Genomic DNA, 26,058 nt, shown 5'->3' on the forward strand with positions numbered 1-26,058 from the left:
GACGCCAGCTCGATCACCATTTTCGCACCAATGTCCCGCCCAGGCGCTCCTTGCCGCCGCTCGAGGTCTGGCGCGGCACCAGGCCGAGCCAGGCCGCCAGATGGCGACCGGACTCGAAGACCGTGGCGTCGCCGACCGTCGCCGTCAGCGCCGTCGCGGTGATCGGGCCGATGCCGGGAACCGTCATCAGCCGCTGACACGCCTCGTCCGCCTTCGCCTGCTCAGCCAGCCGGGCGTCGAGGTCCTCGACCCGGCGTTCGGTGTCGCGCAGCTGGTCGACAAGACTCTGAAGAATGCTTCGCGCCAGAGCGGGAACCCGGGTGTCCTCCAGGTCGGCCACCACGGCGGTCAGCTGCGCGACCTTGCCGGCGCCCTCGGGGGCGATGATGCCGAACTCGGCGAGATGGGCGCGCAGCGCGTTGATCAGCTGGGTCTTCTGGGCGACCAGCGTCTCGCGCACCCGGTGGATCGCCAGCGTGCTCTGCTGCTCCTCGGTCTTGACCGCAACAAAGCGCATGCTCGGTCGCTGCATCGCCTCGCAGATCGCTTCCGCGTCGGCCCGGTCGTTCTTCTGGCGCTTCACGTAGGGCTTGACGTACTGCGGCGCCATCAGCCGCACCGTGTGGCCGAGCCGGGTAAGTTCCCGTGCCCAAAAATGCGACCCGGCACACGCCTCCATTCCAACCACGCACGGCGTCAGGTTGGCGAAAAACGCCAGCACCGCGTCTCGCCGCAGACGCTTCGTCACCACCACCTTGCCCTGAACGTCGATGCCATGAACCTGAAACACCGACTTCGCCAGATCGAGACCGATGAATGCCGCGGACATCGCACACTCTCCGGGATGAAAGGGACCTATCCGTTACGTGGCACTGACGTGCCAGATGCGGGAGGCCGTCCACCTCATCACTCCAAGGTGAACCGGTAACATTATTTCAGCTCAGTTGGAAGCGTGCTCACGCTCTTCTACCACGCGTTTCTCGTCTTCTGTTCCGTTAAGAGCTTCAAGCGCTCGATCGATATCCTCCAAGCGTTTTAGCAGTTTGATGCGCTCCAGCTTAAGCTGATGACGTTGTGCTTCTAAATCAATAGGCTGCGGAGCACGGACGCGTCGTTTGAATTGCAGAATATCCTCTCGCCGCATCTCTGGCTGTATTATGCCTTCTTTCAGCGCTTGAACACGTTCCTCTGAAGTTAGAGTCGTAATTTGGTAACACGTCTCCGAAGCATTGGGCAGTAAGTTTAACGGCAGTTCTTCAGCTTCGATAAACCGAGCTACACTCATCAGCTTATTAGCGGACTGGTGGCTAAATGGCAGGTCGGATGCTACCATCGCCATAAACTCGCCGTGCTGCAGCCTGTCCTTCGCGGCAAGTAGGTAGCGCCCGATGAGTAGAAAGCTTTCTTGACTTTCCGTCCAAGCACGTCGAATTTCCGCAGCAAATTCCTCGCGTGCGAGGAGTTTAGCTGGATCGCGTGGAGGTGTGAGACGTGGTGCCAGTATGCCAATTGGGGCGAGGATCTCTCCGGCGTCCTCAGTCGTCATGATACGCGGCGTTTGTTTCCTAGCCATGGATCATAGCCTCTACCGCCTGGGCCAACTCGGCGAAATCGTTGCGAACTGCAGCATCGTCCAATGGCATCCCGAAGAACGAGTAGTTCTGATAAGCTGCGCGAAGCGGCACCTCAGCGCTGAGCAACGGCACTTTGAACGCAGCAAGTTGCTCGCGAGCGAACCCTGCGGCTTGAGTTCGCTTATTAACCTGCATCAGCACAGCAGCCGCTGGGATCATGATATTAGGCTTATATCGTTGTGCCTGCCGTTCTGCGGTGGTGACATGCTGATACGTCCGTGCTGCTTCGATAGCATCTTTCTGGTCAGGTCGGGCTGGAATTAGAACGGCGCTTGCTACCCCGATAGCGTAGACTAGTCCGCGCGCTAGTGCTCCGGCGACGTCAATAACAACCACCTCAGAACGCTGTTCAGCCTCAGACGCAGCATCGACGAGGTCATCTTCGTCTACGACAGTCCATGGAATGGGTGATTTCGCTCCCTTGAGCCACTGACTCAAGTTGCGATTGGGATCGACATCCAGAACCTCTACGGATTTTCCCGTTCGGTGCCAATGATCTGCCAGACACAGTGTCAGAGTGGTTTTTCCTGGGCCACCCTTGGTGGAAGCAACCGTAATGATCATGTCCTAAACTTCCGCGCCTGATTCCTATGCCACCCTGCGTCTCTCACCATTGAGTGTCAAGCGTTGGGAGCTGATAAGAACGATGATAGTTATCTAGTTCAGCGGTTAAACGGCTACGCCGTTACGGAGCCGAATCAATTTTCAAAATCAATATCTTATACCTAATTGCGTGGATCAAATGACGAAGGCTTGTGGAGCAAACGACGAGTCTCTGTGGATGTCATGCCTAATTGATGTGGATCAAATGACGAGTTGAGGTGAGCGTCGCGACATCCTCCTTTCTAACGTGGATCAAATGACGACATCGCGACTGTGGATAAGTGGCTAGTCTGGATTGGAATGTGGATCAAATGACGAGGAGCGTGGGTCTGCTGACGAGAAACGTGGATGTAATGACGAGCCACCTTGGTGTGGGCAGCCTCCGAAGACCCGACAAACCCAAAAAGTTCGTCATTTGATCCACATCGTTACGTTTATCCGTGCCGCTTGGGAGGGCTAGAGGCATGATGGTAGATGTTGGAGACAGTTATCGTCATTACGTCCACATCATTGGTGCCCCATGCAGCCTGACCAGCTTGCCCTTCAGCTAGACAGCCCACTTATGGGCAAGGCAAAGAATGATCGCAATTTGATGGTTTACGCGTGGTTCGGCTTGAACCGTGAAAAGCAAACTGAGCTTCCGATCTACGACGATGGAAAAGTTCGCATCGAAGTTACCGGTACGAAGCATGGGATCGCTAATATCTGGGATGCTGAGCTGCTTATTTATCTAGCTTCGATCATTCAGGAACGTATCAACCTTGGTGTAGTACCTGAGCCATTGGTGAGTTTCGCTGCACATGATTTCTTCCGTATCACTGAGACGAAGCCGGGCGGCAGTTCCTATGACCGGCTTGAGGAAGCCTTGGCACGATTGCGAGGCACGCTGATCCGCACCAACATCGAGACGGGAGGCGAAGGAGAGTCGGAAGGTTTCGGTTGGATCGACAGCTATAAGATCCAGTACCGTCGCGGCCGCGATGGCGAGAAGATCATGAAGGCCGTACAAGTCAGGATTTGCGATTGGCTATTCCGTGCCATCGTTAAGGATCGGCGCATGCTGACCTATGATCCACGATACTTCAAGTTAGCGCCGCTTGAGAAGCGGCTCTATGAAATCGCCCGAGCGCACTGCGGCAACCAAAATGGTTTTAAGATCAACCTGCTGAAGCTTCACCGCCGGATCGGTACGGCGATGGAGCCACGGTTCTTTAAGGCGCAACTGGTAAAGATGGCAAAGCGGAAAAACCCGCTACCCGAGTATGGCTTTATGCTGGTCGACCCACGCGTCAAGTTGTCGGTGGATAAAAAAGCGTTGCCGCCACCCGGCCGCACTCCGCTCAAATCATGGATGGTGTTTTTTTTCAGAACTGATCGCCTCTCGAGTATGCCTCCGTTTGCTACAGCGCCAGAGGTTGAGGACGACTTCCCTGTATCGGAACTGCCAAGCTAATCGTGAGGGTGTACGGGAACGGTAATCAGCCGTATTCTGTATTACCAAATGTTTACGCTGCTGAATCTTGAACAAACTAGCAACACGATCTGCCCCGCACTCGTGGTGTTTATACCGTAACAGGCATCACTGAGTATTCTCGTCGTCAGAAACACAACTGATGCCAAAAGTCGGTCGGCTGAGGCCGCCAACGAGCGGCCGACCAGTTTCGTGACGTCGGACGTCAAGTAGCTTCGCAGGGACCCATCTGCAGCTCGGCTTCCGCTAGCTGGGGAATTGGCGATTTGCTCCGGGCGAAGATGGGTGGAAGCTGCTTGACGCCCACAGGCAGAAGACCCTCAAGCCCGTGTTCGCGTTCTCTGGGCAGACGCCTTGAATTTTTCTGGTTTTCGCGCCTTGTACCGGGCAGATTCCGGGCGTGTGTCTAGGAATTTTCCGGGCGTGCTGCGGCCTCGATAACACTCAGAACGAGTTTGGGCGTTGATACGCCGAGCTTTTTCAGCAGCTTGGCCAGCTCCGAGCCGATCCGGGTGCGCTGAACAATAGCCCGGCTTTCCGTCCGATAGCGCACCGCCTTCAGGCAGTCGAGCGCATGGGCGATGCGCGCCCACGGCAGCGCGCAGCGGATCTCGGCGGCCTGCTGCATCTGCAAGGCCAACACACAGCTTCACGTGCGCCTCGATCCGCCGCGCCGTCCAGTGGAACATCGGCCGCACTTCATGCTCGCTCTGCTTCATGCGGCGGAAGCAGGACTCAATGATCCAAGCGCCTTTGTATCCCAGGGCTACGTTCTCGGACGACAGCGTATCGTCGTTGGTGATCACCACGAACTTGTCGCCGAACTTCTCAGCCGTCTTCACCTTGCCCGTATTCAGCTTTGGCCGTCTGCGTCAGTTGGTGCCGAGATAGCGGCCGTACCGGCGCGAGGCTATCAGCCGGCAGGCTGCCTTGGGGTGATCGACATCCCACTCGTCGAGCAGCGTGATGACCACCTCGAGTTCGGCCAGGACCTGCTCGTGGTGCTGACGCTGGCTTTCGGCCTCTCGCGGGTTCATGCACAGCACGTAGCGCCGGCGCCGCTCGCCCTCCCGACGCGTTCGTGAGCTGAGCCGCCATCATGCGGCGATCGGCTCGTCAGCGGTCGAGGTCAACAGGGTTCGTGGGGACCCGCGCGCACAAGCGCAGCGCGGAGCGTGGGCGGAACCCCGTTGACCCCCACGGCTCTGATATCCTAATAGCTCCCTGGTTTGATCCTTAAACCAGGGATGCCCTCCCGGCGAGGGATCCTAAAATCTCACTTCCTCATAACCGAATAACGGAAGCAGGTTGATCAGGGTAGACCGCCAGCCTCGTGGTTGGGGAAAGCGGGCCGTGTTAGGTGGGTTCGTCGACCTGACCGCAAGCCAGGATACCCCGCTCCACGTCACCTTGTCAGCCCGACGGCGTTCCTTTCTCAGGACTTTGACTGGAGCAAAGACAGTGCCCTCGTCAGGCCGGCATCTCCTCCGGTTGCTGGTGGCAGCCGGAGGGAAGCCAGGAGAATATTTGGTGGGACGGGGTCAACAGGATTCCGCCCACGCTCCGCTCTGCGCTTGTGCGCGCGGATTCCCGTGAACCTTAGCGCAAACAGTAGACGTCAGGCATGTTAGTACTGATTAGCGATCGATGGTGATGTTGCTCAAGAGTCACACTAGCTGGGGCGAGGTCCATGCTGCATCTGATGATCATCGGAATTGCCGTGCTCGGCATGATCTGGAATGTGGACCTGGGCGCCCGGCCCTATGTCGACGTGGCAATGTGGCTTCTGTTCGCCGGGCTGATGTTTCACCTGGGTGACCGGTTCAACACCTGGCTGGACCACTGGGCGGTCCGGCCCAGGTGGCGCCGGAACCGCCGCCGCGCAGCTGGACGGCCGGATCACTCCGGCGCGTCGATCCCTCTCCTGGACAAGTAGTCCCGCAAGGAGCGCAGGAAGAACACGGACTGATGTACCCGGGCACGGCCGCACGCCTCCGCCATGGCAGCGGCCACCTCGGGGGTCAGTCGGATGTGGCGGGTCCGGATCTTGCGGCCGGGGATGGTGGCAACGAAGATGATCTCCTCGTCACTATCCAGCCGCTCGACCATTGCGCTGACAGCTTCGTCGTAGATGGCCCGCAGCGGCTGGCACCGCTGCTTCGCATAGGCACGCACGACATTCATCAATTCGTCCGACAACCCCGTCACGCTGGTCTCGGTCGTCGGGTAGGCAGGTCGTGGCACCGTCGCAATTTCCATTGATTTGTTACGTCTCCGGAAAAGGAATATCACTATTTATCTGAATTCGATAGATAGCGCCGGATCTCATCGTCAGTACCGGCGGTCTCATTAATTCCCGGTTAACGTATTCACCGCCGACGCCTCGGATGCCCTGAGTGCCGACATTTACCGCGACACCGGCCGGCCCCTCGATCAATCCACCCAAGGCGCCGACGAACGACAGCGCTCCCTCGATCAGGATGCCGGTGGCGATGCCGCTCCAGGGGTAGTCGCTCTCCGCCTCGACGCCGCTGGCGCCGTCCTGGCCGAGCGCCGGCGAACATGCCATCGGCATGATTCCACCCCCCAGCAGGTCGACCCGGGTGGCACACATCTGGACCCTCAGGTCGCCTCGGCTGACGCCGGTGGCGTTCAGCTCGGTCATGACGGTGCTGCCGGCGGGGATGGCCAGGCACTCCTCGACCTGACCGTTGCCCAGGAAAATCCGTCCAAAGGCGTCCTCGATGATGATGCCGCGCACCTGGCCGGGCAACTCGGTGCGAACCGGGTTCGGGTTCTGGATCACCAACTCCTCGCCCGCCTTCAGGATGCAGCCGGTCAGTTCGGGCTGCAGGCTGTGCGGGTGATAAAGGCCCTGGCCACTGCGACCACCGCCCCGAGTGTAGAAGTCAGACTTGGCGTTGCCGCCCTCGCCACCTGTCCCGGCTGCCACAGGTGTCGCTGCGACATCTCCGCTCCCCTGGGCCATGCTGCTACCGCCCAACAGCGGGTTCATCACGGCGCCCATGTGCTTGTTGTCGAACGCCAGAACCGACACCTTGAAGTTCCTGACCGGCTGCTTGCGTGGCACTTCGCTTCTCCGCTCCTGCCGGTGTCCGGGAGGCGGCGCTTGCTCGCCTGTTTCCGGTGGCGGTGTCTCGGCAACTTGCGGCCTGGGTTCGGGCGCCCGCGCGCTGATGGCCGCCGGCTCTAGACCCTTGGGCTCCTCGCGTTCCGACTCGGTCGTGATCCCGGCCACGCCGTAGAGCATGGCGAGGACCGCAACGACGGAGGTTCCACCCAACAGCAGGGTCCGCTTGTTGAAGCGCCCGCTGTATTCGCGGACAGGCTCCTCGATGCCATCCTCTCCGGGATGACGCTCCTTGTCGTAGCTTCTCATCGTTCTCTCCGAACGGTCATGACGAGGTCACCGCGCACGAACCGGACCTCTCCGGGCAGGCCGCGGATGACGTAGTGGCGAGAGGTGGGGTCGATCCAGAATGAGGGAGCCGATCCCCTGGGCAGGAACGGGACCGGCCGGCTGGATAGCCGGGCGGGCGGCAGGATGTAGGTATTGACGCCATCGTTGTAGGCCGACCACTCGCCGGGCAGGAATTCTGCAGGGCCGTGATAGACGTACCGGGTATCCGAGACGGCGGTCGCGTCAGGCCTATGCACCGTAGCGGCTGTCACCCTCGGTTGATCGGACCCGTAGGTATGCTGGACGACCGGATGATATGCTGCGTGGCACTTGCGGGGAGCGGCGTCCTCGGCCGGCTTACAGGACGGAACTACGAGATCGTAGAGGTACACCCTGCTGCCGGTAGCGATGGACAGCGATGTCCGCTCACCCTGTTTGTAGGCCTTGACGGTGACGATCAACCGGGCGCTGGCGGACTTCCTGTTGTTGGCCCGTTCCCGTTTGGCTCGCATGGACGTACCGTCGACGCCCCCGGCGGTCACCTCAACCATGAACCACTGCGGGTTTCCCAAGATAGCCTCCGGCGTGGCCTCGCCCGGCTCCAAGTAGAAGAGGGTCACATCGCTGTCGGTTTCCCCGTCGGCAGATGGGCCGTCCATGATAACCTGCTGTCGGACACCGTTCTGGAACGGGCAGGTCATGATTGATCCCTCGAAGCTGCAGTCCAGGGCGGTGCGCCGGGACCTCTTGACCATGGCCGCAGTCTTGGCGGCTGGCGACGTGAACTTCTTTTCCGGTTTGGCGGGCCCGGTCGCCACACCACCAAAAGGCACGGGCACCTGCAGCGTGCCCGGCCCGGGAGGCTGAACCTCCTGGGCCTGGAGGTAGTCGTAAGTCAGTGACGGAGCATCACCCGATGGACCGCCTGCGCAGCCCGCCAACACCACCCCCGCAACCGACATCAGCAGAAACTTACACATTTCCAGCCGTCCTCAATCGCGATTTATGGGCTGTATTATATCCCATAAACAACCTCAGTTGAGCCTCACTCGGTGCCCAGGATTTCATAGTCGGTGATCAGGATGCCCATCGGGTTACAGTCCCGGATCTCGGCCGAGACGTTGGGGAACCGCTGCACCCGGAACTCCGCCGACTTCGGCACCACGGTCCTGCGCATGCCGTCGTCGAACGTCTCCGACCAAGCCGCGCTGATCCACATGCCCTCGGTGTTGCTGCGCTCGCCAGGGCGGCGCCCCACCCGCACATCTTTCTCCGACAGGATGCGCTTCTGGCCGCGGCGCACCATCTCGACGCCGGCAGATCGTTCGAACGACCGGTTGGCCTTGGTCGCGGCCGGGCCGGTGACGGAGCAGTACAGGGTGTCAATCATCTCCTGCACCTGGGCCGAGGAGTCGATCCGACGCAGCCTGTAGACCAGGCGCTTGACCTCGGCGCGGGCCGCTGCCTCGAACTCATCAGCCTTCAGGTCGCCGGCCCTGATCACCTTGAGGGACGTGAAGTCGCTGTCGAGCAGAGCGGCGAACACTTCCGGCGGCGCCGCCGCGATCTGTTCGCGCTTGTAGACCTGAAAGCCGTTCAGCCCCAGGCTTGCCGCCAGGGCGAGGACCAGGGCGCGCAAGGCGCCCCGCTGCTGCTGGGCGAGCCATCCCGGGCGGAACGGCTTGGTTTGCTCGACGGTCGGCTCTGGCTGGGTGCGGCGCATGCGGATCTTGTCAAACATTCTTATACTCTCCTGGATTGGCCGGCTGCGGCCTTGGCGACGCGGGACCAGTACTGGCTCTGAGCTGCGGCCGATGCCGTCGTCCTGGCGCCGCTGGCCACCCGTTGGGCGCCCTGGCCGATGCCGCGCCAGGTGCTCGTCATGTGCGTGACCTCGCGCTGCGCCAGGGAGCGCCCGCGCTCGACCATCGCCCCGGTGCCAGTGACGGACCTTGCGACGTTGCCGATGCCCCGGGTGATGGCCTGGGATGACAGCTGCGGCACGGCACTGATGATGCCGGCGGAAAGCGTTCGGGACTGCCAGGCCAGCCACGCGATGAACACGGCGAGCAGCACCGCCGGGATGATGTCGTCGAAGACCGGCGTTGGCGGCAGGTCCATCAGCTCGAATGCCCGCGAACCGATGCCGGCGACCATGGCGATGATGACCAGCTTGACCAGGTTGTTCAGCCAACCCTGGATCGCGCCCTCGGCCATGTTCTTCGTGAACGGCGTCACGGCCATCGGCGTGAACAGCAGCATGAACAGGCCGTTGGTCTTATAGCCGATCGCCGTGGTCGCCATCTCGAACACCAGGAAGGCGAATGCCACGTAGATGAACAACGCCGCCAATTCCAGCATAAGCCTGTCGTCCAGGGTTTTGCCGCATTCGATCCACCCGGAGCACAGGGCCTGCTTCGTGGCCAGGATCTTGTCGGCCTGACCATCGCCGATGCCCCAGAGGGCGGATGGTGTGAACAGGTCCGCGGTCGCGCCATCGGCACCGACGATCCCGCCACCGAGTGCCAGCGCGAAGTTGCCGGCAGCGTCGACGATTTCCTTGGCCGACCAGGCGATGGCCAGGAACAGCCAGAAGATCACGAACATCCCGATCAGGTCGCCGATGATGTTGTCCATGGCACCGGCCAGCCAGGCGAAGGCCAGCCGGGTGACGGCCCATCCGAACGCCAGGGCGAAGGTCGCCAGCACCACCGGCATGATCAGCTCGAAGCCGGCGTCCAGGATGCCTAGGACCATGAAGAAAACTTCATCGACGACGCTCATGGCGGATGCTTCTGGGTCAGGGTTTTCGGGTCCACCTTGCGCTGGCCGCATTCGGGACAGTCGCCGAGGCCGCGGTACAGCCGATCGATCTTCTCCTGCGCCTGCTGTTCCTGGCGCCTGATTTCTTCCTGCATGATCCGTAGCTCCTCGGCCGCAGGGTCGGGGTGCGGGGCGGGGCACAGCACGGTCAGGCCGATGCCGAGCAGGATTGCGCAGATGTCCATGTCGTCACCTCACTGGAAAAGAGCGCGACCGGTAGGAGTGCGGGGCTCAAGGGATCCCGGCCCATAGAGGCGCCGGACCTTCTGGTCCGCGATGATCTCCTGGACGCGCTGCTCCTCGGTCGTCCGGAGCATCGCCGTCGCCATCGCCGCATCACCGGCCTGCCTGGCGGCATCAACAGCGATCTGGGTGCGCAGCATCTGGGTCTGCGCCTGGATAGCCTGAGTCTGGCCGACTGCTCCCTGACTCAGCCCCAGGACCTCGTCAGACATGTCGAGAGCAGCATCGATGCTGGCCTGGGCCGCTGCCTGGGTGCGGGCAGCCTCGCGCGTGGCGTCGCTGGTCCTGGTGCGGACCTCGTCCATGTGCAGTCCGGCATCCTCGAAGGTCCAGCTTTCGGGCATGCCCTCCTGGTAGCGTTCCTGCATCACACCATCAGCATCGACTCCATAGAGATCGGGATCAATGCTGCCCAGCTGACGCCGGGCTGCCTCTTCGACGGTCGAGGCACCGGCTGCGGCACTGGCACCAAGCCTCTGCGTCATCTTTCGCTGTTCGGCGAGCTGGCGCTGCTGGGCGGCGAGTTGCTTGCCCAGGCACAGGTTGCCGGCAATCGCGGTCATCTGCTGGGCGATCTGCGCCGTCAGCGTCGCCCGACCGCCCGAGAAAATCCCGCTGACCACCGATGCGGCGCCGCCGATCATCGCGCCGCCGATGTTGCACTTCACGGTCTCGACAGCGCTGTCGACGTAGTCCTCGATCGGCTGCAGCACGGTATCGACGGCGTCGCCGATGGTGTTGTTGACCGCGCTGGTCACCTGGCCAGTGGCCCGGTTGATGATCCGGTTGCCCTCACGCACGATGATGCCGCCGGAGACCAGGTCGTTCAGCCGGCGCACAGCACCGGCCTCGCCCCGTTCCACCGCCCGCCAGAACTGGTCGTCCGTGTTGTAGAAGTTGTCCGCCAAGCCGTCGACGTTGCGTTCAAACTGGCTATCCGTGCTGCCGTCCCAGGCCGAGGCTCCGGTGCCGCCGGCCACCCGGTTGTTTTCGATGGTGTTGTTCCGGCTGGTGATCGAGCCCGGCATATGGCTGTTCTGGCCGTTGCTGATACCACCGCTGATGTTGTTGCCCTCGATGCGGTTGTTCTCGGCCGAGACCACCCGCACGTCGCCCCGGATGTCGTTGCCGGTGACGACGCTGTTCTCCGCCTCGTTATCCTGGAACTCGTCGGGGAACTGGTCCATCCGATTCAGCCGGCTGTTACCGTAGCCACCGACCGACACCGCCGTGTCGGCATCAATGTCGATGGTGTTGTTCACCAGCTGCACGCCGTCGCTGCCGGCCTTCCAGGTGATGCCTGCGAATCCGGCCTTGCCTTTGATCGTATTCCCTTCGTATCGGACGTTCCTGACCGAGACGTTGTCGATGGCCTCCTGGCGCCAGTGGCCGTCGATCGTATTGCCGGCCACCAGGACGGACTGCTGGTCGGTCGGGCTCATGTTGAACAGTTTGAAGCCGTCCTGCCCTTCGCCGGTAATCAGGTTGTTGGTGACCTTGAGGTTACCGATGTTCCCGTAAGACCCCCACAGCTTGAAGCCGCCGACGTCACCGCCGCTTGGTGCGTCGGCGATCACGTGGAAACCGTCGATCTCCACGTTGGTGATGCGGTTGGCCTGCACGGCGGCCTGGTTGCGGCTGCCCCGGATCACCGCGGCACCTTTGCCGTCGACAGAGAAGATTCGAATGGGTGCGCCCGGATCGCCGTGCAGGTTGCTCAGGTCCAGGCTGCCGTTATAGGTGCCGCTGTAGACGGCGACGGTGTCGCCCGCCCTGGCCGAACGGATCTTGGCCTCCAGGTTGTCTCCCGGCCTGACCTCGATCGTGGCAGCCAGCGCCGGTGTGCCGAGCACCGTTCCCGCAAGCAACATCCCCGCGAAAACTCCTCGCCACATCACACCTCTCCTTTGTGCCGTATACAGGATATGAGAGATCCCATAATTGCCCGCCCCGCATAGCCCACCGCGATCAGCGCTCCACCGAGGCTCACCAGCAGCGTCAATGACCGCCACGGCTGGGGCAGGTCGGCGGTTAACCACCTGACCAGCGGCACCCCTTCGGTCAGGATCAGGACCCCGATGCCGAGAAGGGCCAGGGAGCCGGCGACGCCGATGGCCAACCCGGGAAGCAGGTAAACCATGGACCGTTTCAGGATCTCGGCGGGATACCCGTTCATTCTGCGGCCCTCAGTATGGTTTCGGGTTCATCGCCCAGGAGCGGACCGACGTCGACGCCGTGCTCTGCCATCCAACTGGTCAGGAAGTCGCCGCCCCGGCGCTCGACCTGGCGGGCGTGCTGGTAATGGTGATCGTCGGTCTGGAGCACCATGGCCGAGGCGATCGGGGAGCCGAGGTCGAAGGTCACCACCGCTTTCCCGACGCCGGGCCGGTGGACGAAGTATTCACCGGCCTGCGCCATGCCAGCGATCACCTCGGCATCGTGCTGGCTCAGTTTCAGCTCTCCCAGGACCTGCAGACCCTCGGTGGTGGTCACCGCGGTGTCCTGCACGTAGATTTGGGTCGGGCACGAATTGAGGATGATGTGCGAGATGTCCGACCTGGACAGGTCGAGGACCGACTGGGTGGCGAAGACAACCTGGGTCTTGAGCTTGCGGTATGTCCGGAGACCCCAGCCAAGCCCCTTCACGAACCCGCCCGCGACATAGGCACTGGCCTCGTCGAGCTGGAGCATCAGCGGCCGGCGCGAGCTGGACAGCCGCATGATGTGCCGCCACAGGTAGGAGATCAGGGCCGGCGCCGCCACGGCCTCGTCGTCGTCCGTGATGGCTGAAAGTTCAAAGTTGATCCAGTCGGCCTCGTAACTGCGATTGTCAACGGCATCGAAGATGTAGCCGAGCGGACCGTCGTGAGTGTAGATCCGCATCGCCTTGGCCGCGTCCTCCGACGGCACGTTCAGGCAGAACGTTGTCATGGTCCGGTCGTCCGGTGGCATCCGCGCCATGATCCGGAGCGCAGCGTCGACTGCCTGGGAGATGTCGGAGTTGTCGGCCGCGGCGCCGATCTGCTGGCGGATGCGCGCCAGCGTCCAGGAATGCGCCCAGGCTCTGTCGGTAGGCTTGTCGATCTGGCGGTAAGGCTGCACGCCGCAACCCTGCTCGCCGATGTTGAAGGTCACCCCACCAACCAGCTTGGCCGCGACATAGCCGGAGCGGCCGGACTCGACCCGCATGACACGACCACCGGGGACGGCGGTGATGTGCCCGAGGCCCAGGGCATTGAGACCTGATGTTTTGCCGCCGCCCGTGCCGCCGCACAGGAAGCAGTGCCGGGTGGCCCCGTCGATGTGCAGCGACAACGCGAACCGGCTGGTCGAGCTGGTCCGGCCATGGAGGAGGATCGGACTCTTGGTTGACCCTAGATCTCCGGCCCAGGCCTTGGTCAGCGGCGCGGTGACCGCGGCGGCCAGCAGGTTGACGCCGGGTCGCACGAAGTCGACGTCGGTCTTGCCGGGGATCGCCCCCAGGACGCAGTCGTGAGTCGTCAGGTCGTTGATCTCGACCCCGAACCCGTGGTCGAGCAGGAATTCCTCAATCTTGCCGGCCTGCGTCTTCGCCTCGCCCCGGTCCTCGTGGTAGACCAGGACGTTGTCCGTGGTCTGGCACCGGAGCACGCCGCCCCGCTGCAACTCCAGCAGCATGGCGTCGGTTTCCTCCAGGGTGACGGTCGCAGCCTTGTTGTTCAGCGGGCTCAACGCATCCTTCTGGAACTGGCGCATCACCTGGAGCAGCATGCTTTCCTGGGTCAGCGCCGCCTTGCGGACCAGCCACTCCAGCTCACGCACGGACTCGGCCTTGGACTGGGTCCGGATACGCTTAACCCGACGGATGCGGTAGCCCAGCTCGGACAGGCCGTTGAACGTGTCGTTACCGAAGTCCAGGGCGCCGGCTTCTATGCTCCGCGGATAGGTGTTGATCTGGACGGACCGCACGTTGAGGCGGTTGTGCTCATGACCCAGCCACAGCGGGCGACCGCCGGTCAGGGGGCTGTCGATCAGCTGCGGCGCCAGGAACTCGTAAGGATCGATCGAGATCGGCCTGTCGTTGACGGAGATGGTCGACCGCAGGTACGTGGCTAGGTCATCGCCTTCCAGAACCTCCGCCCCCACGAAGCGCAGGAGTGCGGCCATCCGGTCCACCGACCGGACGTAGTCGTCGAACATCGGGCCGTAATCGCCCCGGGTCTCGCCCGGCTCCGGCAACAGCAGGGCATTACGCAGCCTCACCGCCAGCCCGGCCGGTGGATTGTGCCGTACGGAAACATAATGCCGGCTGCCGAAGTGAGTGCCGTCGCCATGCACCGCGGTCCGGTCGATACCGTAGAGGCGGGCCGCTCGGTTCTCCGTCGTCTGAACCTGGATACCAGGGAGCGGACCACGCCGCTCCTCGACCCAGATCCACTTTCCACCGCCCAGGGTCTGCAAGGCCACCGCGAACCGGGCAGCATGGCGCAAACGCTGCTCATCGCTGGCCGTGGACAGGTCCGGTGGTGCCAGTGCCATGGCCATCAGCCAGCCGAACTGGCTGCACGCCACGACGCGCGGCCGACCCGCATGCGGCAGCATGGTCAGCCAGGGCACCTCGTCGCGCAGGTAACGCTTCCTTGTCATGTCAGGTCTCCAAGTCAGTGCGACGGCGCAGAGCGCGCACGGCAAAGCGCAAGAGGTTTTCCTGATAGAAGGGATTGTCCTTGGCCAGCATGACGCCGCCGTACCACATCGCGCCCGTGCCCAGGCACAGCACGACGATCACGGAGATGATGTTCCGGCCGCTGGGGGTGACGGCATACATCGTGAAAACCGTCCCGCAGATCCACCACAGGGCGATTACCAGGACCGTCGAGAGTCGGCAGCTCCCCGGCATGTAAGGATGCTGTCCACTCCGTCGGATCTCGATGCCGTAATCCAGCGACGCCATCAGGCCCCGCCGAGGCCCAGGACGTATTCGGCCAGCAGCGGCACGCCACCGATGAAGGCGCCGATCGCGGCACCGACGATGGCCTTGCCGATGCCGCGGCCGGGATCTCCGACCATGGCACCGAGCAGGGCGCCGATGATGGCCAGGCCGACAATCATCAACCCGACGTTCTGGATCATGAAGTCCCAGATGTCCTGGGTGAACGTCTCGATGCCGTTGGCAGGGATCTGCGCCAGGGCAGGGCCGGCGAAAGCAGTCAGGCCCAGGACGATGGCGGCGGAAAGGGACTGGTTCGTCTTCATTGGATCAACTCCGAAGAAGAATTGCCGGATATATTATAGCCTGTATTGAGTTGATGGGGGACATCAACACGGGTCAGTCTGTAACCTGTGGTTTCATCGCAGCCACCGGGCCGGAACACCCCGACGATGTCGCGGCCACCACCCGCCCGGCGCCTAATCCAAATGATGCGCTGCAGGGTCTTCATCAGCACGCGACGCTGCGGCACCGGGTCGATGCCGGCCTGCGCCACCATCTGCTCGATGCGGTCAAAGAAATCGGCCGGGTTGCTTGCGTGCAATGTCACCAACCCGCCGGTATGGCCGGTGTACTGGGCCATGATGAAAACCCAGAGCACGCCATCGCGGGCTTCGCCGAGGATGATGCGGTCAGGCCGGCAGCGCAGCGCATCCTTCAGAAGATCCGCCATGTCCAGGCCGATGCTGGACAGGCGCAGCACGTCGGCCACGCACGGAAACTGCATCTCCGGCGTATCCTCCAGCGTGACCAGACGATCCGGCTGCACCGCCGGATGATTGGCCATGCTGGTCAGGAGACTGGTCTTGCCGCTGCCGGTCTCGCCGAACACCGCGACTGTCAGCTTGTTCGCCAAGGCCGCGGCGATGCAGTCCATGGTCGGCAGGCCCTGGCCGATCGTGTCGGTCTCCTCTTGGGCGAAGTGGACCTCGCGACCCGCGATCGGCGCCACGCCGTCGGCGACGTAGTCCCCAAAAGACCGGATGGTCCTGGGCAGGAAGCGGAGAACCACATAAGGGCCACCCACGGCTCGGGGCGGGATGCCGCCCTGGAACCGGATCTGCCCGGGAAGATCGGCGGCGAAGCTCAACCGTCCCCTGCCCTCGGCCACGATGCCGGCGAAGCGCGCGGCCAGGGTCACGATCTGCTGGCGCCGGTCAGCATCAAACTGGGTCTCAAGCCGGCGCTTGCCGACGGAGCCATAGACGAAGGCTCGACCATCCGGGTTGATGGCGATGTCCTCGGTACCGGCCTGCGCTGCCAGGGTCTGGATTTCGGCGCCCAGAGCATTGTTCAGCAGGCGTTCGGCCTCGCCCCGCTCACGATCGGAAAGCGGGATCATTTTGCCGCCTCCATTTTCTGGACGAGATCCTGCACCTGGCGCACGTGATCGGCCTGGGTGACGGGATGCTGCTCCGGCGGCAGGTAGCGCAGCCGTGTCTCGAAGTTGGCGATTGCCAGCAGGGTGCGGATCTGGTGAGCCATGCGGTCGATCTGTCCGCGCATCTCGACCAGGGTGGCGGCGACCGCGTCCGACTGATCGGCAGCCGCGTCAACCTTGCCCATGGCGATGTTGATGCACTGCTCGACGATGGCGTTGCGCGACCACTTGCCTTGCATCTGCGCCTCGATCCAGGCGTCCTGCTCCTCGGCGAACAGCACCTCCCGGGCCTTCCGGCCGACGTAGCGGTTGCCCCTCGGGCGTCGTGCCCGGCGCTCTGCCGCCGTCGCGAGTACATTCGTGTCCATCATCACCTCACATCATCAGCGGAACATCGTCGGCCGGTATCGGGGTTGGTGTCTGGATGGGCTCGGGCACGGGGTCTGGTTTTGCCGCCGGCTTCACCGGCACCTTGGCCTTGAACCTCTTGTTCTTCTTCTCCTCGGCCTTCCCGGGCTCAGGTGCTGGACCCCGTACCGACGGTTCCTCGAAGCAAATGGCGTCCCACAGGTTTCGGGCACCCACCTCGAGCGGCAGATCCAGGAAGGCACCCTTGTCGTCGCGCACCGGCAGGAACTCGACGTCTAGCGGTAACCAGGACCTTGGCGCTGGGTTGACCAGCGAGCGCCAGCTGCTCAGCGGCGGCCGGCTGACTTTGATCGGCTTGGTGTAGCCGCAGACCAGGACGTCGTCCTCCGACAGCCGCAACACCGCCTCGGTCGGCAGGATCGGCTTGCGCACCCGGGACCGTGTCAGCCCGGCGCCCCGGCGCTCGCCGCCGGCGCCGTAACTGGCGTTGTCGGACTCTGCGGTGACCTCGACGAAACCGATCGCCTTCGACAGCTTCTCGGCCTCGCCGCTGTCGAACGGGCGCAGGGCGACCAGCCGGCTATTGTTGAAGATCAGCGACTTCTCGCCGTAGATCACCGCCAGAACGCCGTCGGACTGGGCGCCCAGCATGGCCCGGCAGTGGTAGGAGCGCATGTCGGCCATGGCGCCCTCGATGGCGTCGACCTTGCCGAACCGGTTGAACTCGTCAAGCGCGAAAAGCATGCAGTGACGCTTCCACCGGGCACCGATCCTGTCCTGGTGCCCCATGATCGCGTTCAGGATCTGTGACGTCATCATGCGGACCAGCGGCGCCAGCCTGGCCGAGTGCTCCGGCGGCAGATGCAGGTTCAGCAGCACCGGGTTCGGCCCGCACATCAGGTCTTCCGGCGAGAACTCGCACGACGATGTTGCAGAGTCGACGCACGGGTCGGCGTAGACGTTCAGATAGCTATCTATCGTTGCCAGGATGCTACCGACGTAGCGTTCGTTGTTGTTCTGCCAGATCTTCCGGGCCGCACTGGCGATCTCCTCGCGGAGGATCGGGTTCGGGTGCTGCTGGCGCATCATCCGGTCGCCGCCCTCCCGGCCGGTGGCGTGGAAGCGCCGCAAGCCGCCCAGGTTCCGTTCCTTCGGGTCGCCGAAGTTGGCCAGGAACATCATCTCGGCCGTGGCGAGCGCCTTGGCGTTCTCGTCCCAGATCGGCTCTTTTGCCTGGCTCGTGTCGGTATGCGGGAGCAGGGCAGCGAGGTTCTGGAACCCGGCGATCTGATCCACTCCAGTTCCGACGCGGGCCATGGGATTGTACCTGACGCTGTCCGGCAGGGTCGGCGCGAACAGCAGGTTATGCCGCCACCGGCTGGAACCCTGGAGCAGCAGCCAAAAGTCACCCTTGCGGTCATGCACGATGGCGCTGCCCCGCCAGGTCCGCATCAGCGTCGGCAGGAAGAACGAGGCGGTCTTGCCCGACCCTGTCGGACCGGTAACCCGAACATGCATCTGGTGCCGGTCAATCAGCAGGCGCCCGTCTGCCGTCGCTCCGACGGTGATCCCGCCAGGGTCGGCTATCACCGGCCGGTTCTCGAAATCCATCTCGAGATTCCCCTCTTCATCGGTTTGATCAGCCCGAACTGCACCAGGTCGGCCTCGGTTGCCCAGGCCGCCTCGACCTGGTCCTCCGTGCCCCGCATTCGCGGATTGAGCAGCCGGCTGGTGATCCGGGTGGCGGCGATCTTCACGACCACGACGAGACCGACCATGCCGACCAGCAGCCCCAGCCCGGCCGGAACGAACCACCATTCATGCTGGGCGACCTGCGCCCAGACCCACCATTCGCGGATCACTCCAGCCCTCCCTCTCGGCCGTGCGACCGCCCGGCCTGGCGGACCGGCACGCCGGTGTTCGGGTCCAGCCCCATCTGCTGCCGGCGCTCCTGGACCGCCTTGCACTTCGCGTCCGGGTCGACTCCGCGCTCTGCCCGGTATCCCAGATGCTGGGTCGCAACCTCCCTCGCCCTGGCCCGGAGGCCATGCGAGACGTACCCACTCGACAGGCGTAAATTCCTGTCTTCCACCCTGGCCCGCATCACCACGTGAGTGTGCGGATGGTCGGTGTCCCAGTGCTGGACGGCCATCCATTCGAGCTTCACGCCGCGCCGCTGTTCGTCCTCGGTCAGCAGATCCTTTTCCACCTTGCCCATGACCTCGCGGGTGTAGGCCTCCAGGTCGAGCCGGTGTCCTTCCTCCGGGGAGAGGATGAATTTGTAGTACCTGTTGTCCTCGCCCCAGCCATGGACCTGGGCAAACATCTCATCCCGGGTCGCCGGATTGCCGTCTTGGTCGATCCCCTTCAGTTCGCCCTCGCGGGTGATGTACCTGATGTTGTCCCGAAGCGACCGTTTGAACGCGGGCTGCCCGTTGTGCGCCGCCCGGTACTTCACCTTGACCATGACCCGCTGCGCGAACCGCCCAGGCTTGACGGTCCACCGACCGCGCACCGTGACGCCCGTCGCCGGCATCGGCACCCGGCGCACCGCCTGGGCCTCTGGCGTCTTGTGATGGCGCACAGGTCGTAGTTGCAGCCCGGCCGGGCGGCCCAGCGTCACCGGAGCTCGCATCAGCGGCGCCTCGGCAACCGGCGCCGCCTCCTCGATCCGATCCCGTCCATTCACTCCCTCCCCGAGAATGATATACATCATATCCCAATTTCACGGCAGAACGAAGCCCGGTACAGACCGGAGCACGACCCGGAACATCTCCGGATGTCCGGAGCAGCAGATCCGGCGCAGGATTGCGTAGAAGATCAAAGGTTTATCATGGCTCCCGTAGGGAGTTATCTTGCACCCCCGCTTCGCACCCCTGATCCGGCGTTGCCCGGTCCCCTTTCGACCAGAGGGCCTAAAGATGTCACAGGGCGCCTATGGCTGTGCGATCGGTAATCCAGGGCCGGAAGAGCTGTCTCGTCGCAGGAAGCGCCCTCCACTGCGAGAGGGGCCACTGAGCTCCCGACGCCGAACTCATGGACAATTATGAGTAGCGGGAAACTTCCGTCAGAATGGCTGAGGTCCCGCGTGTCGGATTTGCCGGAGCGATGATGTACGCTGCGGCCGCTGTGGCTGTCCGGCGTTTTACGATTTGGAGAGAGTTGCTCGACGTCGCTTGCAGGAGAACTTGCCGGCGTTTCTCTGGAGCACCTTGCGGATTTAACATTACCAGCAGTCGATACTGAGTATAATTAACATTACCGCATTGTGCTGAACTCTCACATCTATAGGCAGGGTCATTCACATCAGCATGTCTATCGATATCACTGGGGCAGATTGCCAGCCGACGGACCCTGTTCAAGCTTCAGCCATACTATGTAGCGTGGTATGTAGAAAAGGCTCGAAGTTGGGATTGTTGGGCCGGTGAATCCGTAGAGCTTACAGCTCGGAGGCCTTGCATGTGTTGATTGATGTAATCGACCTTGCCCATCTGATGATGCCGGTCCTGCGTCAGATGAACAGCACCGACAGGCAGAAAGCTGCCGACGACAAGGATCATAATCCTGATTACGCTGAACAGGCATGGTTTTGGGTGGGGCCGATACTCGTCAGTTTCAGCAAGCCAACCACGTTTGTTACCTGTGTTGCCCGGTTAGCTGGACGCGCCCTCGGCGAACGGGCGGGTGAAGCCGACGCCTCTCGCAGGCGGACCAGTACTGCGCCGGACAACACGGCCCGCGCGGTAGCGGGTTGTGAATATAGAGGGCAGGCAGGACGCTGACGGATGATCCGGATCCGGGCAGACATGCGCCTCAAACCGGGTCAAACCGGGACGGGAGCAGTTCCGGTTGAGAGGATCAGTGCGCTGTCGGTCTGCCGAAGACGGCATCGACACTGTCGGCCTCAAGCACCGCATCGATCCAGGTATCCAGCTGGTCCGCATCAGCCGCCAATAACCGGGCACGGTAAAGCTCCGGAACACCGTGGAAGCGTCGCTCGAGCAGCCGGAGCAGGGTCTCGGCTTTGCCCTCGATGCGTCCCTGTTTGCGTTCCTGCGCCATGACCGACATCACCGCCTCCCTCTGCTCATCCGGCGCCCGGGCCAGCGCCCCCTCGATCGCCCGCCGGTCGACCGCATCGTACGCCCAGTTGATATATATGAACGCACTGACCAGGATTCCGCTACCCAGCAGATCGTCGACCGCCGCCAGCACCGCCGCCCCCTGCCCGTCGGGCCGATGGCTGTACTTCAGCACCCGCAGCCCGCCGCGCGCCACCCGCTGGTCGGACAGCCGCTCGTCCGGCACCCGTCCGAGGTCGAGCAGGGCGTAGCGGAAGTCTGGCAGATAGAGCCGCAATGCCGGACATGCTGCCACCGTCTCGCCGAACGACAGCGGCACGGTCCACTCCCGGGCACCATGGTAGATCACCAGCGGCACGATCGGCGGGCGCTCGCTGCCGGCCACCCCGCCCTGCTCCAGCCGTTGCCGGTCCAGCCGGCGCCAGATCTCGGCCAGGTAGCCCAGCAGCTGGACCCCGACCTCCGGGTCCGGCGCGCTCTTGTGCTCCAGCAGCACGTAGATGTAGAGCTCGCCGCCGTCCAGGGTCCGAGCCCGGTAGAGCCGGTCGGCCTGGCTGTGGCGCAGGTGGGCCGCGACGAAGTGGGCATCGAGCAGCTCCGGCGCCTCCGGCGCCAGCAGTGCCGCCACCTCGGCCGGCAGGTGTTCGCGCAGCACGGCCGCGGCCACGCCGGGCTCGTCCATCAGCGCCCGGAAGAAGGCATCGTGGGTGACCGGGAGATTGGGCACGGACGGGCGGCTCCTGAGTGTCGGAGGTCGGATCATGCCGCGCCGGCACCAGCCACGCCAGCCGGATTTCTCACCGGTCCCACAGTGCCGGTGAGGCATCATGGACCTGACCCTCGTTCCCGTACCCGCTTCGTGGCTCTTTCCACAGACACGTGATATGCCTTCGGTTCGGAGCGTACCTCTTTCAATTTCATGCGTAGACGACGAGGGTGTGAGTGACGCCACCTGATCAGCACCGATCAAGATCCCGGAACAGGTTCCCGGCTGGCCGCAAGCCATCCCAACACGGCGGCGGTCGTACGGGCGGCGGCGGCAGTGCCCTGGCGAAGCACGCCCGCTACCTGGAGCTTGCCCAGCTGGCCAGGACCGCCGGCGACGAGGTCGCGGCGCAGCATAACCTTCAGCATGCCGAGCACTGGTACCGCACGGCGATGGCCGACCGGCGAACCGGGAGCGATGCCCCGGCGGCGGTCGATGGCGGGATCCTTGCCGACTGAGGCGCGGCCGGAGCGCTGCCGGCGCAAGACCGGCCCAAGGGCGCGGACCCCGCTTCTTTCTCACAAACCCTGTGGGCCTTCTGACATGACACCGGGCGGACAGGACGGGCGGGACGTGCAGGGACCGGAGACGGCCGACTGGCGTGCCGGATCCTACAATATCATCACCGCCGCCGGCCGGCTCGAAGTCGAGGGCATCGTGCGGTCGCCGTTCGGCATCGACGAGCGCGCCGACGGCGAGCCTGGATCCCGGAGCTGGGCGGTGACCCACCTGCCCTCCGGGCTGGCCATAGTCACCCGGATCCGGGCGTGGGCGGTGGCGCTGGCGTTCACGGACCGGATCGCCGGGCTGGCCGACTGGACCGCCCGGGATATCGCCGCCACGCCCGAGCTGAGGGAGCAGGTCCGCATCGCCCTGGACCGGACCTATGACGATTTCCAGGCGGGCCGCCTGTCCGCCGATCCGGACAACAGGCCGAAGACTTCCGCTTCCTGATGCCGTCGGGTCGCCCGGATCCCCCGCCCGGCGCACGCTCCATTCCGGGGCGCCGGCTGTGGCGAGTGTAGCCCGGGTGCAACCCCACCCGTGAATTCGCATCATGGATGCGGGCCGGCGAGCGCGTTTGCCTTGTCACCCGGCCGAGCCAGTGGCAAGGGGAAAGGACCTGCCGATGGGGGCAGCCTATTCGAGGGGGATTTGCAGTCATGAACCAGGCGGAACTGATCGCCGCCGTCGCGGAGCGCGCCGGCCTGACCAAGGCGGATGCCGGAAAAGCCGTCGAGGCGCTGGTCGCCACGGTCACCGACGCGCTGAAGCGGGGCGACGAGGTGCGCATCGCCGGTTTCGGCAGCTTCGCGATCTCCGAGCGCGCGGAGCGCCAGGGCCGCAATCCCCAGACCGGCGCGCAGATCACCATCGCGGCGTCCCGGGCCGCCAGGTTCACCGCCGGCAAGGCGGTCAAGGACGCGCTCAACGGCGGCTGACCGGGCGGGCACAGCCCCTCCGGAGCAGCCGGGGATAGGGTAAGGATCTCCATGGATCGTGTCCAGGCCCGCGCCGAGTACTGGCAGGCGTCGTCCGGCACTACCATCGCGGGACCGTCACGTCAGCGGGGCCGCGGCCCCGCTGACCGATGCCGTCTCCTTGTTGAAGTCGAGGATGACGTCATAGCCTTGGTCGACATCGACGCGGTGGGCGAACTGGAAGTCGTCGCGGCCGTATCCTCCAGTCATGGTCTGGTTGCCCACCCAGCCCTCCAGGTAGTCATGCCCGTCGCCGCCCCGGACGGTCATGTTGCCGCTCGCGGAGACGTAGGCGGAATTGGCGCCCGAGACGATGTTCAATTCCTCGAAGCCCCACACGCTGGACCACCAGTAGCCGCTGGGCTCAACATGATCTCCCACGACGCCGAGGCTGCCGCCCCACTGGCTGGAGTTGCTGGTTGCGCTCAGGTAGATCTGTCCTGCCTGATCCTGGCCGAACGCGCCGCGGACATCGACATTCAGGATGTCGCGCCCGGCGCCGCCGTCCAGGATGCCGGTGCTGGGAGGCTCCACGGCGTCCTGCGCAGTCCAGGAGATGGCGGTGAAGTTGAAAGTGTCGTTGCCGACCCCGCCCTGGGCGTCGTCCAGGCCGTCCACATAGAGGGTATCATTGCCGTCCCCGCCACGCAGCCGGTCGGCTCCTAAGTCACCGCGTAGCAGATCGTTGCCGATGCCGCCGTCCAGATAGTCGTTACCGTCGCCGCCCCACAGATCATCGTCATTGGCGCCGCCGAACAGGGCATCCACACCCTTGTCACCGCGCAGGCGGTCATTGCCGTTGTCCCCGTAGAGACCGTCGGCGCCGTCGCCGCCGACGATGTAGTCAGCGCCGTTACCGCCGCGCAGGGTGTCGTCTCCCGCTTCGCCCCACAGGGCGTCGATCCCATCACCGCCCGTGAGGGTGTCGTTCCCGGTGCCGCCGTACAGTCCGTCGTCTCCGGTTCCGCCGTCCAGGATGTCATTGCCGCCTTGGCCGCGCAGGGTGTCGTTGCCCCCATTGCCCTTTGCGTTGTCGGCACTAGAGGTGCCGCTCCACGTGTTAGCGGCAGAAGTGCCATTGTAAGTTGCCATTGAACTAAATCCTGCCCTTGGTGATCTGTTATTAGATGTGAGTACAGATTTATACCACCTGAAGTATAAGTTAACAGAATCAATGAGATAGTATCGAAAGAGATACTGTTGCGTGGTAACATAAGCACGAAGGACAACAATACAGAAATAGTGATAAATTTTACGCGCATTATTTCGCTAAAGGGCGATATCGATTGTCGGTTGAATTAGCAGCCACGATCCGAAGTATTCTATTATTTTCAATGCATTGTATTTTCCGAGCTTTTGCTGTATGAAACCGGCCGTTTTCCGATAGGCTGTTCAGAGGCTCACTTGATCGATTTTGGACTAGAGACCGCTACGGCGTTATCCTCAAGCACAGTGCCCTACGGCGCGCACCCCGCCATGCGCTTCCTCCACCATACTGAGCTGCACTTTCTAAGTTTCACATAATAAAACCGTAAAAATAGGCCATATACCTGCACGGAGGCTGTTCATGCACCTGGGGCACCTGTTCCTTCTAGGTTCCATTGTTCTCGCTCCTGTCCCGGCACTCGCCGTCCCAAACTACACCATCACCGATCTCGGCACGCTCCCCGGCGGTAGAGGCAGCGGCGGTTTCGATATCAACAATAACGGCCAGGTGACAGGGACCAGCGGGACCTCTACGGGCCCCCGTGCGTTCCTGTGGGACTCGGAGACCGGCATGCGGGACCTCGGGTCACTTGCCGGAAACGGCGGCGTCAGCCAAGCCTTTGGCATCAACGACAACGGGCAAGTCACAGGGTTCAGCACCAACGCAGACGATAGCCAACGTGCGTTCCTGTGGGACAGTGCCACCGGCATGCGGGACCTCGGTACAGGCGGCGGCGGCGAGAATGAGATAAGCGATGGTGCCGACATCAACAACAGCGGCCAGGTGACAGGAGCCAGCAACTTCGGCCCGAGCATCGTCAATGCGTTCGTGTGGGACCCGGAAACCGGCATGCGGAGCATCGGCGCGTTAAGCGAGGAGTTTCCCGGCATCAGCATCGGCTCCGGCATCAACGACAGCGGCCAAGTGACGGGAAGCAGCACCATTGGGGAAACCGGCAACCATGCGTTCCTATGGGACCCGCTGACCGGTATGCAGGATCTTGGCACGCTCGCGGGACCGACTGGCCGGGCGAACAGCTTCGGCGATGATATCAACGATAGAGGCCAGGTGACGGGAGGCAGCGGCACCGGTGTAGGCGTCTTCAATGCGTTCCTGTGGGACCCAACCACCGGCATGCAGGACTTAGGCGCCCTCGCCGAAGGGGTCTTCAACGCCGGCCGGGGCATCAACAACAGCGGCCAGGTGACGGGACAAAGCACTACTGCGGACAGCGTCGACCGTGCTTTCCTGTGGGATGGCACGGGCTTGGTCGACCTGAACGACCTGATCCCTCCGGGATCGGGATGGACCCTCCAGAGTGGAGAAGGGATCAACGACGCCGGGCAGATCACTGGTTTCGGCATCAATCCCAGTGGCCAAGGCCGTGCCTTCCTGCTGACGCCGGTCACGGTCGCGGAGGTCCCGGAACCGGGAACGCTGGTACTGATCGCCGTCGGAGGCATTGGATTGGGCTTGGCGCGGCATCGTAGGCGCCAATACGATTATCGCACGATCCAAAGGTGACACAGCCTGTCCGAAACCCACCATTTTCCAACAGATGGGGAAGAACCTCTCCGGCGCCGGAAGACTTCTGAACCGACCGGCGCC

The 26,058-nt window shown here is 63.2% G+C and carries 27 protein-coding genes and 2 pseudogenes; 7 read left to right on the forward strand and 22 right to left on the reverse strand.

All coding sequences use genetic code 11. From position 1 onward, the window contains the following. Positions 1 to 37: 37 nt before the first annotated feature. The 3 genes and pseudogenes from IGS68_RS34280 to IGS68_RS34290 all read right to left on the reverse strand — a co-directional run. A pseudogene (locus tag IGS68_RS34280) lies at positions 38 to 829 on the reverse strand (IS110 family RNA-guided transposase); the annotation flags it as partial. A gap of 111 nt (positions 830 to 940) precedes the next feature. Then, on the reverse strand, positions 941 to 1,546 hold the full coding sequence (locus tag IGS68_RS34285) for a DUF3102 domain-containing protein (RefSeq protein ID WP_201083568.1): 606 nt from the start codon (positions 1,544 to 1,546) through the stop codon (positions 941 to 943). 19 nt (positions 1,547 to 1,565) lie between these two features. Then, on the reverse strand, positions 1,566 to 2,198 hold the full coding sequence (locus IGS68_RS34290) for a ParA family protein (protein WP_201083569.1): 633 nt from the start codon (positions 2,196 to 2,198) through the stop codon (positions 1,566 to 1,568). 559 nt (positions 2,199 to 2,757) lie between these two features. On the opposite strand from IGS68_RS34290, the gene IGS68_RS34295 reads away from it, so the two are divergent. Further along, positions 2,758 to 3,690 carry a replication initiator protein A gene (locus tag IGS68_RS34295; protein ID WP_201083570.1) on the forward strand — a complete coding sequence of 311 codons (933 nt, stop codon included), beginning with the start codon at positions 2,758 to 2,760 and terminating at the stop codon, positions 3,688 to 3,690. A 424-nt stretch (positions 3,691 to 4,114) separates the two neighbouring features. Here the strand turns inward: IGS68_RS34295 and IGS68_RS36475 are convergent. Next, positions 4,115 to 4,778 (reverse strand): annotated as a pseudogene (locus tag IGS68_RS36475) (IS1634 family transposase); the annotation flags it as partial. A gap of 620 nt (positions 4,779 to 5,398) precedes the next feature. Between IGS68_RS36475 and IGS68_RS34310 the strand changes: the two are divergent. Then, a complete protein-coding gene (locus IGS68_RS34310; RefSeq protein ID WP_201083573.1) occupies positions 5,399 to 5,644 on the forward strand; it encodes a hypothetical protein in 246 nt (81 codons plus the stop codon). Here the strand turns inward: IGS68_RS34310 and IGS68_RS34315 are convergent. From IGS68_RS34315 to IGS68_RS34390, 16 genes are all read right to left on the reverse strand, one after another. Beyond that, a complete protein-coding gene (locus tag IGS68_RS34315; protein WP_201083574.1) occupies positions 5,608 to 5,967 on the reverse strand; it encodes a hypothetical protein in 360 nt (119 codons plus the stop codon). The genes IGS68_RS34310 and IGS68_RS34315 overlap by 37 nt on opposite strands. A gap of 7 nt (positions 5,968 to 5,974) precedes the next feature. Then, entirely contained in the window at positions 5,975 to 7,108 is a 1,134-nt protein-coding gene (locus IGS68_RS34320; protein ID WP_201083575.1) for a TrbI/VirB10 family protein, read from the reverse strand. After that, entirely contained in the window at positions 7,105 to 8,109 is a 1,005-nt protein-coding gene (locus IGS68_RS34325; RefSeq protein WP_201083576.1) for a TrbG/VirB9 family P-type conjugative transfer protein, read from the reverse strand. The genes IGS68_RS34320 and IGS68_RS34325 overlap by 4 nt, the downstream gene beginning before the upstream one ends. A gap of 65 nt (positions 8,110 to 8,174) precedes the next feature. After that, positions 8,175 to 8,870, reverse strand: a complete 696-nt coding sequence (locus IGS68_RS34330) for a hypothetical protein (RefSeq protein ID WP_201083577.1) — start codon at positions 8,868 to 8,870, stop codon at positions 8,175 to 8,177. A gap of 2 nt (positions 8,871 to 8,872) precedes the next feature. After that, the gene (locus tag IGS68_RS34335; protein WP_201083578.1) at positions 8,873 to 9,913 is read right to left on the reverse strand and encodes a type IV secretion system protein; all 1,041 of its coding nucleotides are present in this window, start codon (positions 9,911 to 9,913) and stop codon (positions 8,873 to 8,875) included. After that, positions 9,910 to 10,137 carry a hypothetical protein gene (locus IGS68_RS34340; RefSeq protein ID WP_201083579.1) on the reverse strand — a complete coding sequence of 76 codons (228 nt, stop codon included), beginning with the start codon at positions 10,135 to 10,137 and terminating at the stop codon, positions 9,910 to 9,912. Before IGS68_RS34340 ends, IGS68_RS34335 begins: the two co-directional genes overlap by 4 nt. Before the next feature lie 9 nt (positions 10,138 to 10,146). Continuing rightward, positions 10,147 to 12,090: a right-handed parallel beta-helix repeat-containing protein gene (locus IGS68_RS34345; RefSeq protein ID WP_201083580.1), complete on the reverse strand. Its 1,944-nt coding sequence runs from the start codon at positions 12,088 to 12,090 to the stop codon at positions 10,147 to 10,149. Further along, positions 12,090 to 12,371 carry a hypothetical protein gene (locus IGS68_RS34350; protein WP_201083582.1) on the reverse strand — a complete coding sequence of 94 codons (282 nt, stop codon included), beginning with the start codon at positions 12,369 to 12,371 and terminating at the stop codon, positions 12,090 to 12,092. The genes IGS68_RS34345 and IGS68_RS34350 overlap by 1 nt, the downstream gene beginning before the upstream one ends. Continuing rightward, on the reverse strand, positions 12,368 to 14,821 hold the full coding sequence (locus IGS68_RS34355) for a hypothetical protein (RefSeq protein ID WP_201083583.1): 2,454 nt from the start codon (positions 14,819 to 14,821) through the stop codon (positions 12,368 to 12,370). The genes IGS68_RS34350 and IGS68_RS34355 overlap by 4 nt, the downstream gene beginning before the upstream one ends. 1 nt (position 14,822) lies before the next feature. Continuing rightward, positions 14,823 to 15,128: a hypothetical protein gene (locus IGS68_RS34360; RefSeq protein WP_201083584.1), complete on the reverse strand. Its 306-nt coding sequence runs from the start codon at positions 15,126 to 15,128 to the stop codon at positions 14,823 to 14,825. Further along, entirely contained in the window at positions 15,128 to 15,430 is a 303-nt protein-coding gene (locus IGS68_RS34365; protein ID WP_201083585.1) for a hypothetical protein, read from the reverse strand. Before IGS68_RS34365 ends, IGS68_RS34360 begins: the two co-directional genes overlap by 1 nt. After that, positions 15,427 to 16,506: an ATPase, T2SS/T4P/T4SS family gene (locus IGS68_RS34370; RefSeq protein ID WP_201083589.1), complete on the reverse strand. Its 1,080-nt coding sequence runs from the start codon at positions 16,504 to 16,506 to the stop codon at positions 15,427 to 15,429. Before IGS68_RS34370 ends, IGS68_RS34365 begins: the two co-directional genes overlap by 4 nt. After that, positions 16,503 to 16,916: an ATP-binding protein gene (locus IGS68_RS34375; protein ID WP_201083591.1), complete on the reverse strand. Its 414-nt coding sequence runs from the start codon at positions 16,914 to 16,916 to the stop codon at positions 16,503 to 16,505. The genes IGS68_RS34370 and IGS68_RS34375 overlap by 4 nt, the downstream gene beginning before the upstream one ends. 4 nt (positions 16,917 to 16,920) lie before the next feature. Continuing rightward, the gene (locus tag IGS68_RS34380) at positions 16,921 to 18,525 is read right to left on the reverse strand and encodes a type IV secretory system conjugative DNA transfer family protein (protein WP_201083593.1); all 1,605 of its coding nucleotides are present in this window, start codon (positions 18,523 to 18,525) and stop codon (positions 16,921 to 16,923) included. Next, a complete protein-coding gene (locus tag IGS68_RS34385) occupies positions 18,501 to 18,776 on the reverse strand; it encodes a hypothetical protein (RefSeq protein WP_201083594.1) in 276 nt (91 codons plus the stop codon). The genes IGS68_RS34380 and IGS68_RS34385 overlap by 25 nt, the downstream gene beginning before the upstream one ends. Further along, positions 18,773 to 19,603 carry a relaxase/mobilization nuclease domain-containing protein gene (locus IGS68_RS34390; RefSeq protein WP_201083597.1) on the reverse strand — a complete coding sequence of 277 codons (831 nt, stop codon included), beginning with the start codon at positions 19,601 to 19,603 and terminating at the stop codon, positions 18,773 to 18,775. The genes IGS68_RS34385 and IGS68_RS34390 overlap by 4 nt, the downstream gene beginning before the upstream one ends. A gap of 766 nt (positions 19,604 to 20,369) precedes the next feature. On the opposite strand from IGS68_RS34390, the gene IGS68_RS34395 reads away from it, so the two are divergent. Next, positions 20,370 to 20,696 carry a hypothetical protein gene (locus IGS68_RS34395; RefSeq protein ID WP_201083600.1) on the forward strand — a complete coding sequence of 109 codons (327 nt, stop codon included), beginning with the start codon at positions 20,370 to 20,372 and terminating at the stop codon, positions 20,694 to 20,696. A gap of 76 nt (positions 20,697 to 20,772) precedes the next feature. Here the strand turns inward: IGS68_RS34395 and IGS68_RS34400 are convergent, their stop codons facing one another. After that, positions 20,773 to 21,723, reverse strand: coding sequence for an Rpn family recombination-promoting nuclease/putative transposase (locus tag IGS68_RS34400; protein ID WP_201083603.1), 951 nt, complete (start codon positions 21,721 to 21,723; stop codon positions 20,773 to 20,775). 215 nt (positions 21,724 to 21,938) lie between these two features. Here IGS68_RS34400 and IGS68_RS34405 point away from each other — a divergent pair, with 215 nt between their 5' ends. The 3 genes from IGS68_RS34405 to IGS68_RS34415 all read left to right on the forward strand — a co-directional run bounded on the left by IGS68_RS34405 (position 21,939) and on the right by IGS68_RS34415 (position 23,204). After that, positions 21,939 to 22,220, forward strand: coding sequence for a DUF4167 domain-containing protein (locus IGS68_RS34405; RefSeq protein ID WP_201083606.1), 282 nt, complete (start codon positions 21,939 to 21,941; stop codon positions 22,218 to 22,220). An 85-nt stretch (positions 22,221 to 22,305) separates the two neighbouring features. After that, positions 22,306 to 22,716, forward strand: a complete 411-nt coding sequence (locus IGS68_RS34410; RefSeq protein ID WP_201083609.1) for a hypothetical protein — start codon at positions 22,306 to 22,308, stop codon at positions 22,714 to 22,716. A gap of 209 nt (positions 22,717 to 22,925) precedes the next feature. Beyond that, a complete protein-coding gene (locus IGS68_RS34415) occupies positions 22,926 to 23,204 on the forward strand; it encodes an HU family DNA-binding protein (RefSeq protein ID WP_201083611.1) in 279 nt (92 codons plus the stop codon). A gap of 117 nt (positions 23,205 to 23,321) precedes the next feature. On the opposite strand, the gene IGS68_RS34420 is transcribed toward IGS68_RS34415, so the two are convergent. Then, positions 23,322 to 24,335 carry a calcium-binding protein gene (locus tag IGS68_RS34420; RefSeq protein ID WP_201083614.1) on the reverse strand — a complete coding sequence of 338 codons (1,014 nt, stop codon included), beginning with the start codon at positions 24,333 to 24,335 and terminating at the stop codon, positions 23,322 to 23,324. Between the two features lie 475 nt (positions 24,336 to 24,810). Between IGS68_RS34420 and IGS68_RS34425 the strand changes: the two genes are divergently transcribed. Continuing rightward, a complete protein-coding gene (locus IGS68_RS34425) occupies positions 24,811 to 25,974 on the forward strand; it encodes a PEP-CTERM sorting domain-containing protein (RefSeq protein WP_201083617.1) in 1,164 nt (387 codons plus the stop codon). Positions 25,975 to 26,058 lie beyond the last annotated feature (84 nt).

The sequence above is a fragment of the Skermanella sp. TT6 genome, assembly GCF_016653635.2.
Classification (GTDB): Bacteria; Pseudomonadota; Alphaproteobacteria; order Azospirillales; family Azospirillaceae; genus Skermanella; species Skermanella cutis.

Coding starts and splice junctions, on each gene's coding strand:
- IGS68_RS34425 (WP_201083617.1), top strand. CDS start 24,811: ATGCACCTGGGGCACCTGTTCCTTCTAGGTTCCATTGTTCTCGCTCCT.
- IGS68_RS34365 (WP_201083585.1), bottom strand. CDS start 15,430: ATGAAGACGAACCAGTCCCTTTCCGCCGCCATCGTCCTGGGCCTGACT.
- IGS68_RS34355 (WP_201083583.1), bottom strand. CDS start 14,821: ATGACAAGGAAGCGTTACCTGCGCGACGAGGTGCCCTGGCTGACCATG.
- IGS68_RS34335 (WP_201083578.1), bottom strand. CDS start 9,913: ATGAGCGTCGTCGATGAAGTTTTCTTCATGGTCCTAGGCATCCTGGAC.
- IGS68_RS34345 (WP_201083580.1), bottom strand. CDS start 12,090: ATGTGGCGAGGAGTTTTCGCGGGGATGTTGCTTGCGGGAACGGTGCTC.
- IGS68_RS34380 (WP_201083593.1), bottom strand. CDS start 18,525: ATGGATTTCGAGAACCGGCCGGTGATAGCCGACCCTGGCGGGATCACC.
- IGS68_RS34285 (WP_201083568.1), bottom strand. CDS start 1,546: ATGACGACTGAGGACGCCGGAGAGATCCTCGCCCCAATTGGCATACTG.
- IGS68_RS34325 (WP_201083576.1), bottom strand. CDS start 8,109: ATGTGTAAGTTTCTGCTGATGTCGGTTGCGGGGGTGGTGTTGGCGGGC.
- IGS68_RS34375 (WP_201083591.1), bottom strand. CDS start 16,916: ATGATGGACACGAATGTACTCGCGACGGCGGCAGAGCGCCGGGCACGA.
- IGS68_RS34290 (WP_201083569.1), bottom strand. CDS start 2,198: ATGATCATTACGGTTGCTTCCACCAAGGGTGGCCCAGGAAAAACCACT.
- IGS68_RS34330 (WP_201083577.1), bottom strand. CDS start 8,870: ATGTTTGACAAGATCCGCATGCGCCGCACCCAGCCAGAGCCGACCGTC.
- IGS68_RS34350 (WP_201083582.1), bottom strand. CDS start 12,371: ATGAACGGGTATCCCGCCGAGATCCTGAAACGGTCCATGGTTTACCTG.
- IGS68_RS34410 (WP_201083609.1), top strand. CDS start 22,306: ATGACACCGGGCGGACAGGACGGGCGGGACGTGCAGGGACCGGAGACG.
- IGS68_RS34370 (WP_201083589.1), bottom strand. CDS start 16,506: ATGATCCCGCTTTCCGATCGTGAGCGGGGCGAGGCCGAACGCCTGCTG.
- IGS68_RS34420 (WP_201083614.1), bottom strand. CDS start 24,335: ATGGCAACTTACAATGGCACTTCTGCCGCTAACACGTGGAGCGGCACC.
- IGS68_RS34320 (WP_201083575.1), bottom strand. CDS start 7,108: ATGAGAAGCTACGACAAGGAGCGTCATCCCGGAGAGGATGGCATCGAG.
- IGS68_RS34340 (WP_201083579.1), bottom strand. CDS start 10,137: ATGGACATCTGCGCAATCCTGCTCGGCATCGGCCTGACCGTGCTGTGC.
- IGS68_RS34360 (WP_201083584.1), bottom strand. CDS start 15,128: ATGGCGTCGCTGGATTACGGCATCGAGATCCGACGGAGTGGACAGCAT.
- IGS68_RS34315 (WP_201083574.1), bottom strand. CDS start 5,967: ATGGAAATTGCGACGGTGCCACGACCTGCCTACCCGACGACCGAGACC.
- IGS68_RS34295 (WP_201083570.1), top strand. CDS start 2,758: ATGCAGCCTGACCAGCTTGCCCTTCAGCTAGACAGCCCACTTATGGGC.
- IGS68_RS34415 (WP_201083611.1), top strand. CDS start 22,926: ATGAACCAGGCGGAACTGATCGCCGCCGTCGCGGAGCGCGCCGGCCTG.
- IGS68_RS34310 (WP_201083573.1), top strand. CDS start 5,399: ATGCTGCATCTGATGATCATCGGAATTGCCGTGCTCGGCATGATCTGG.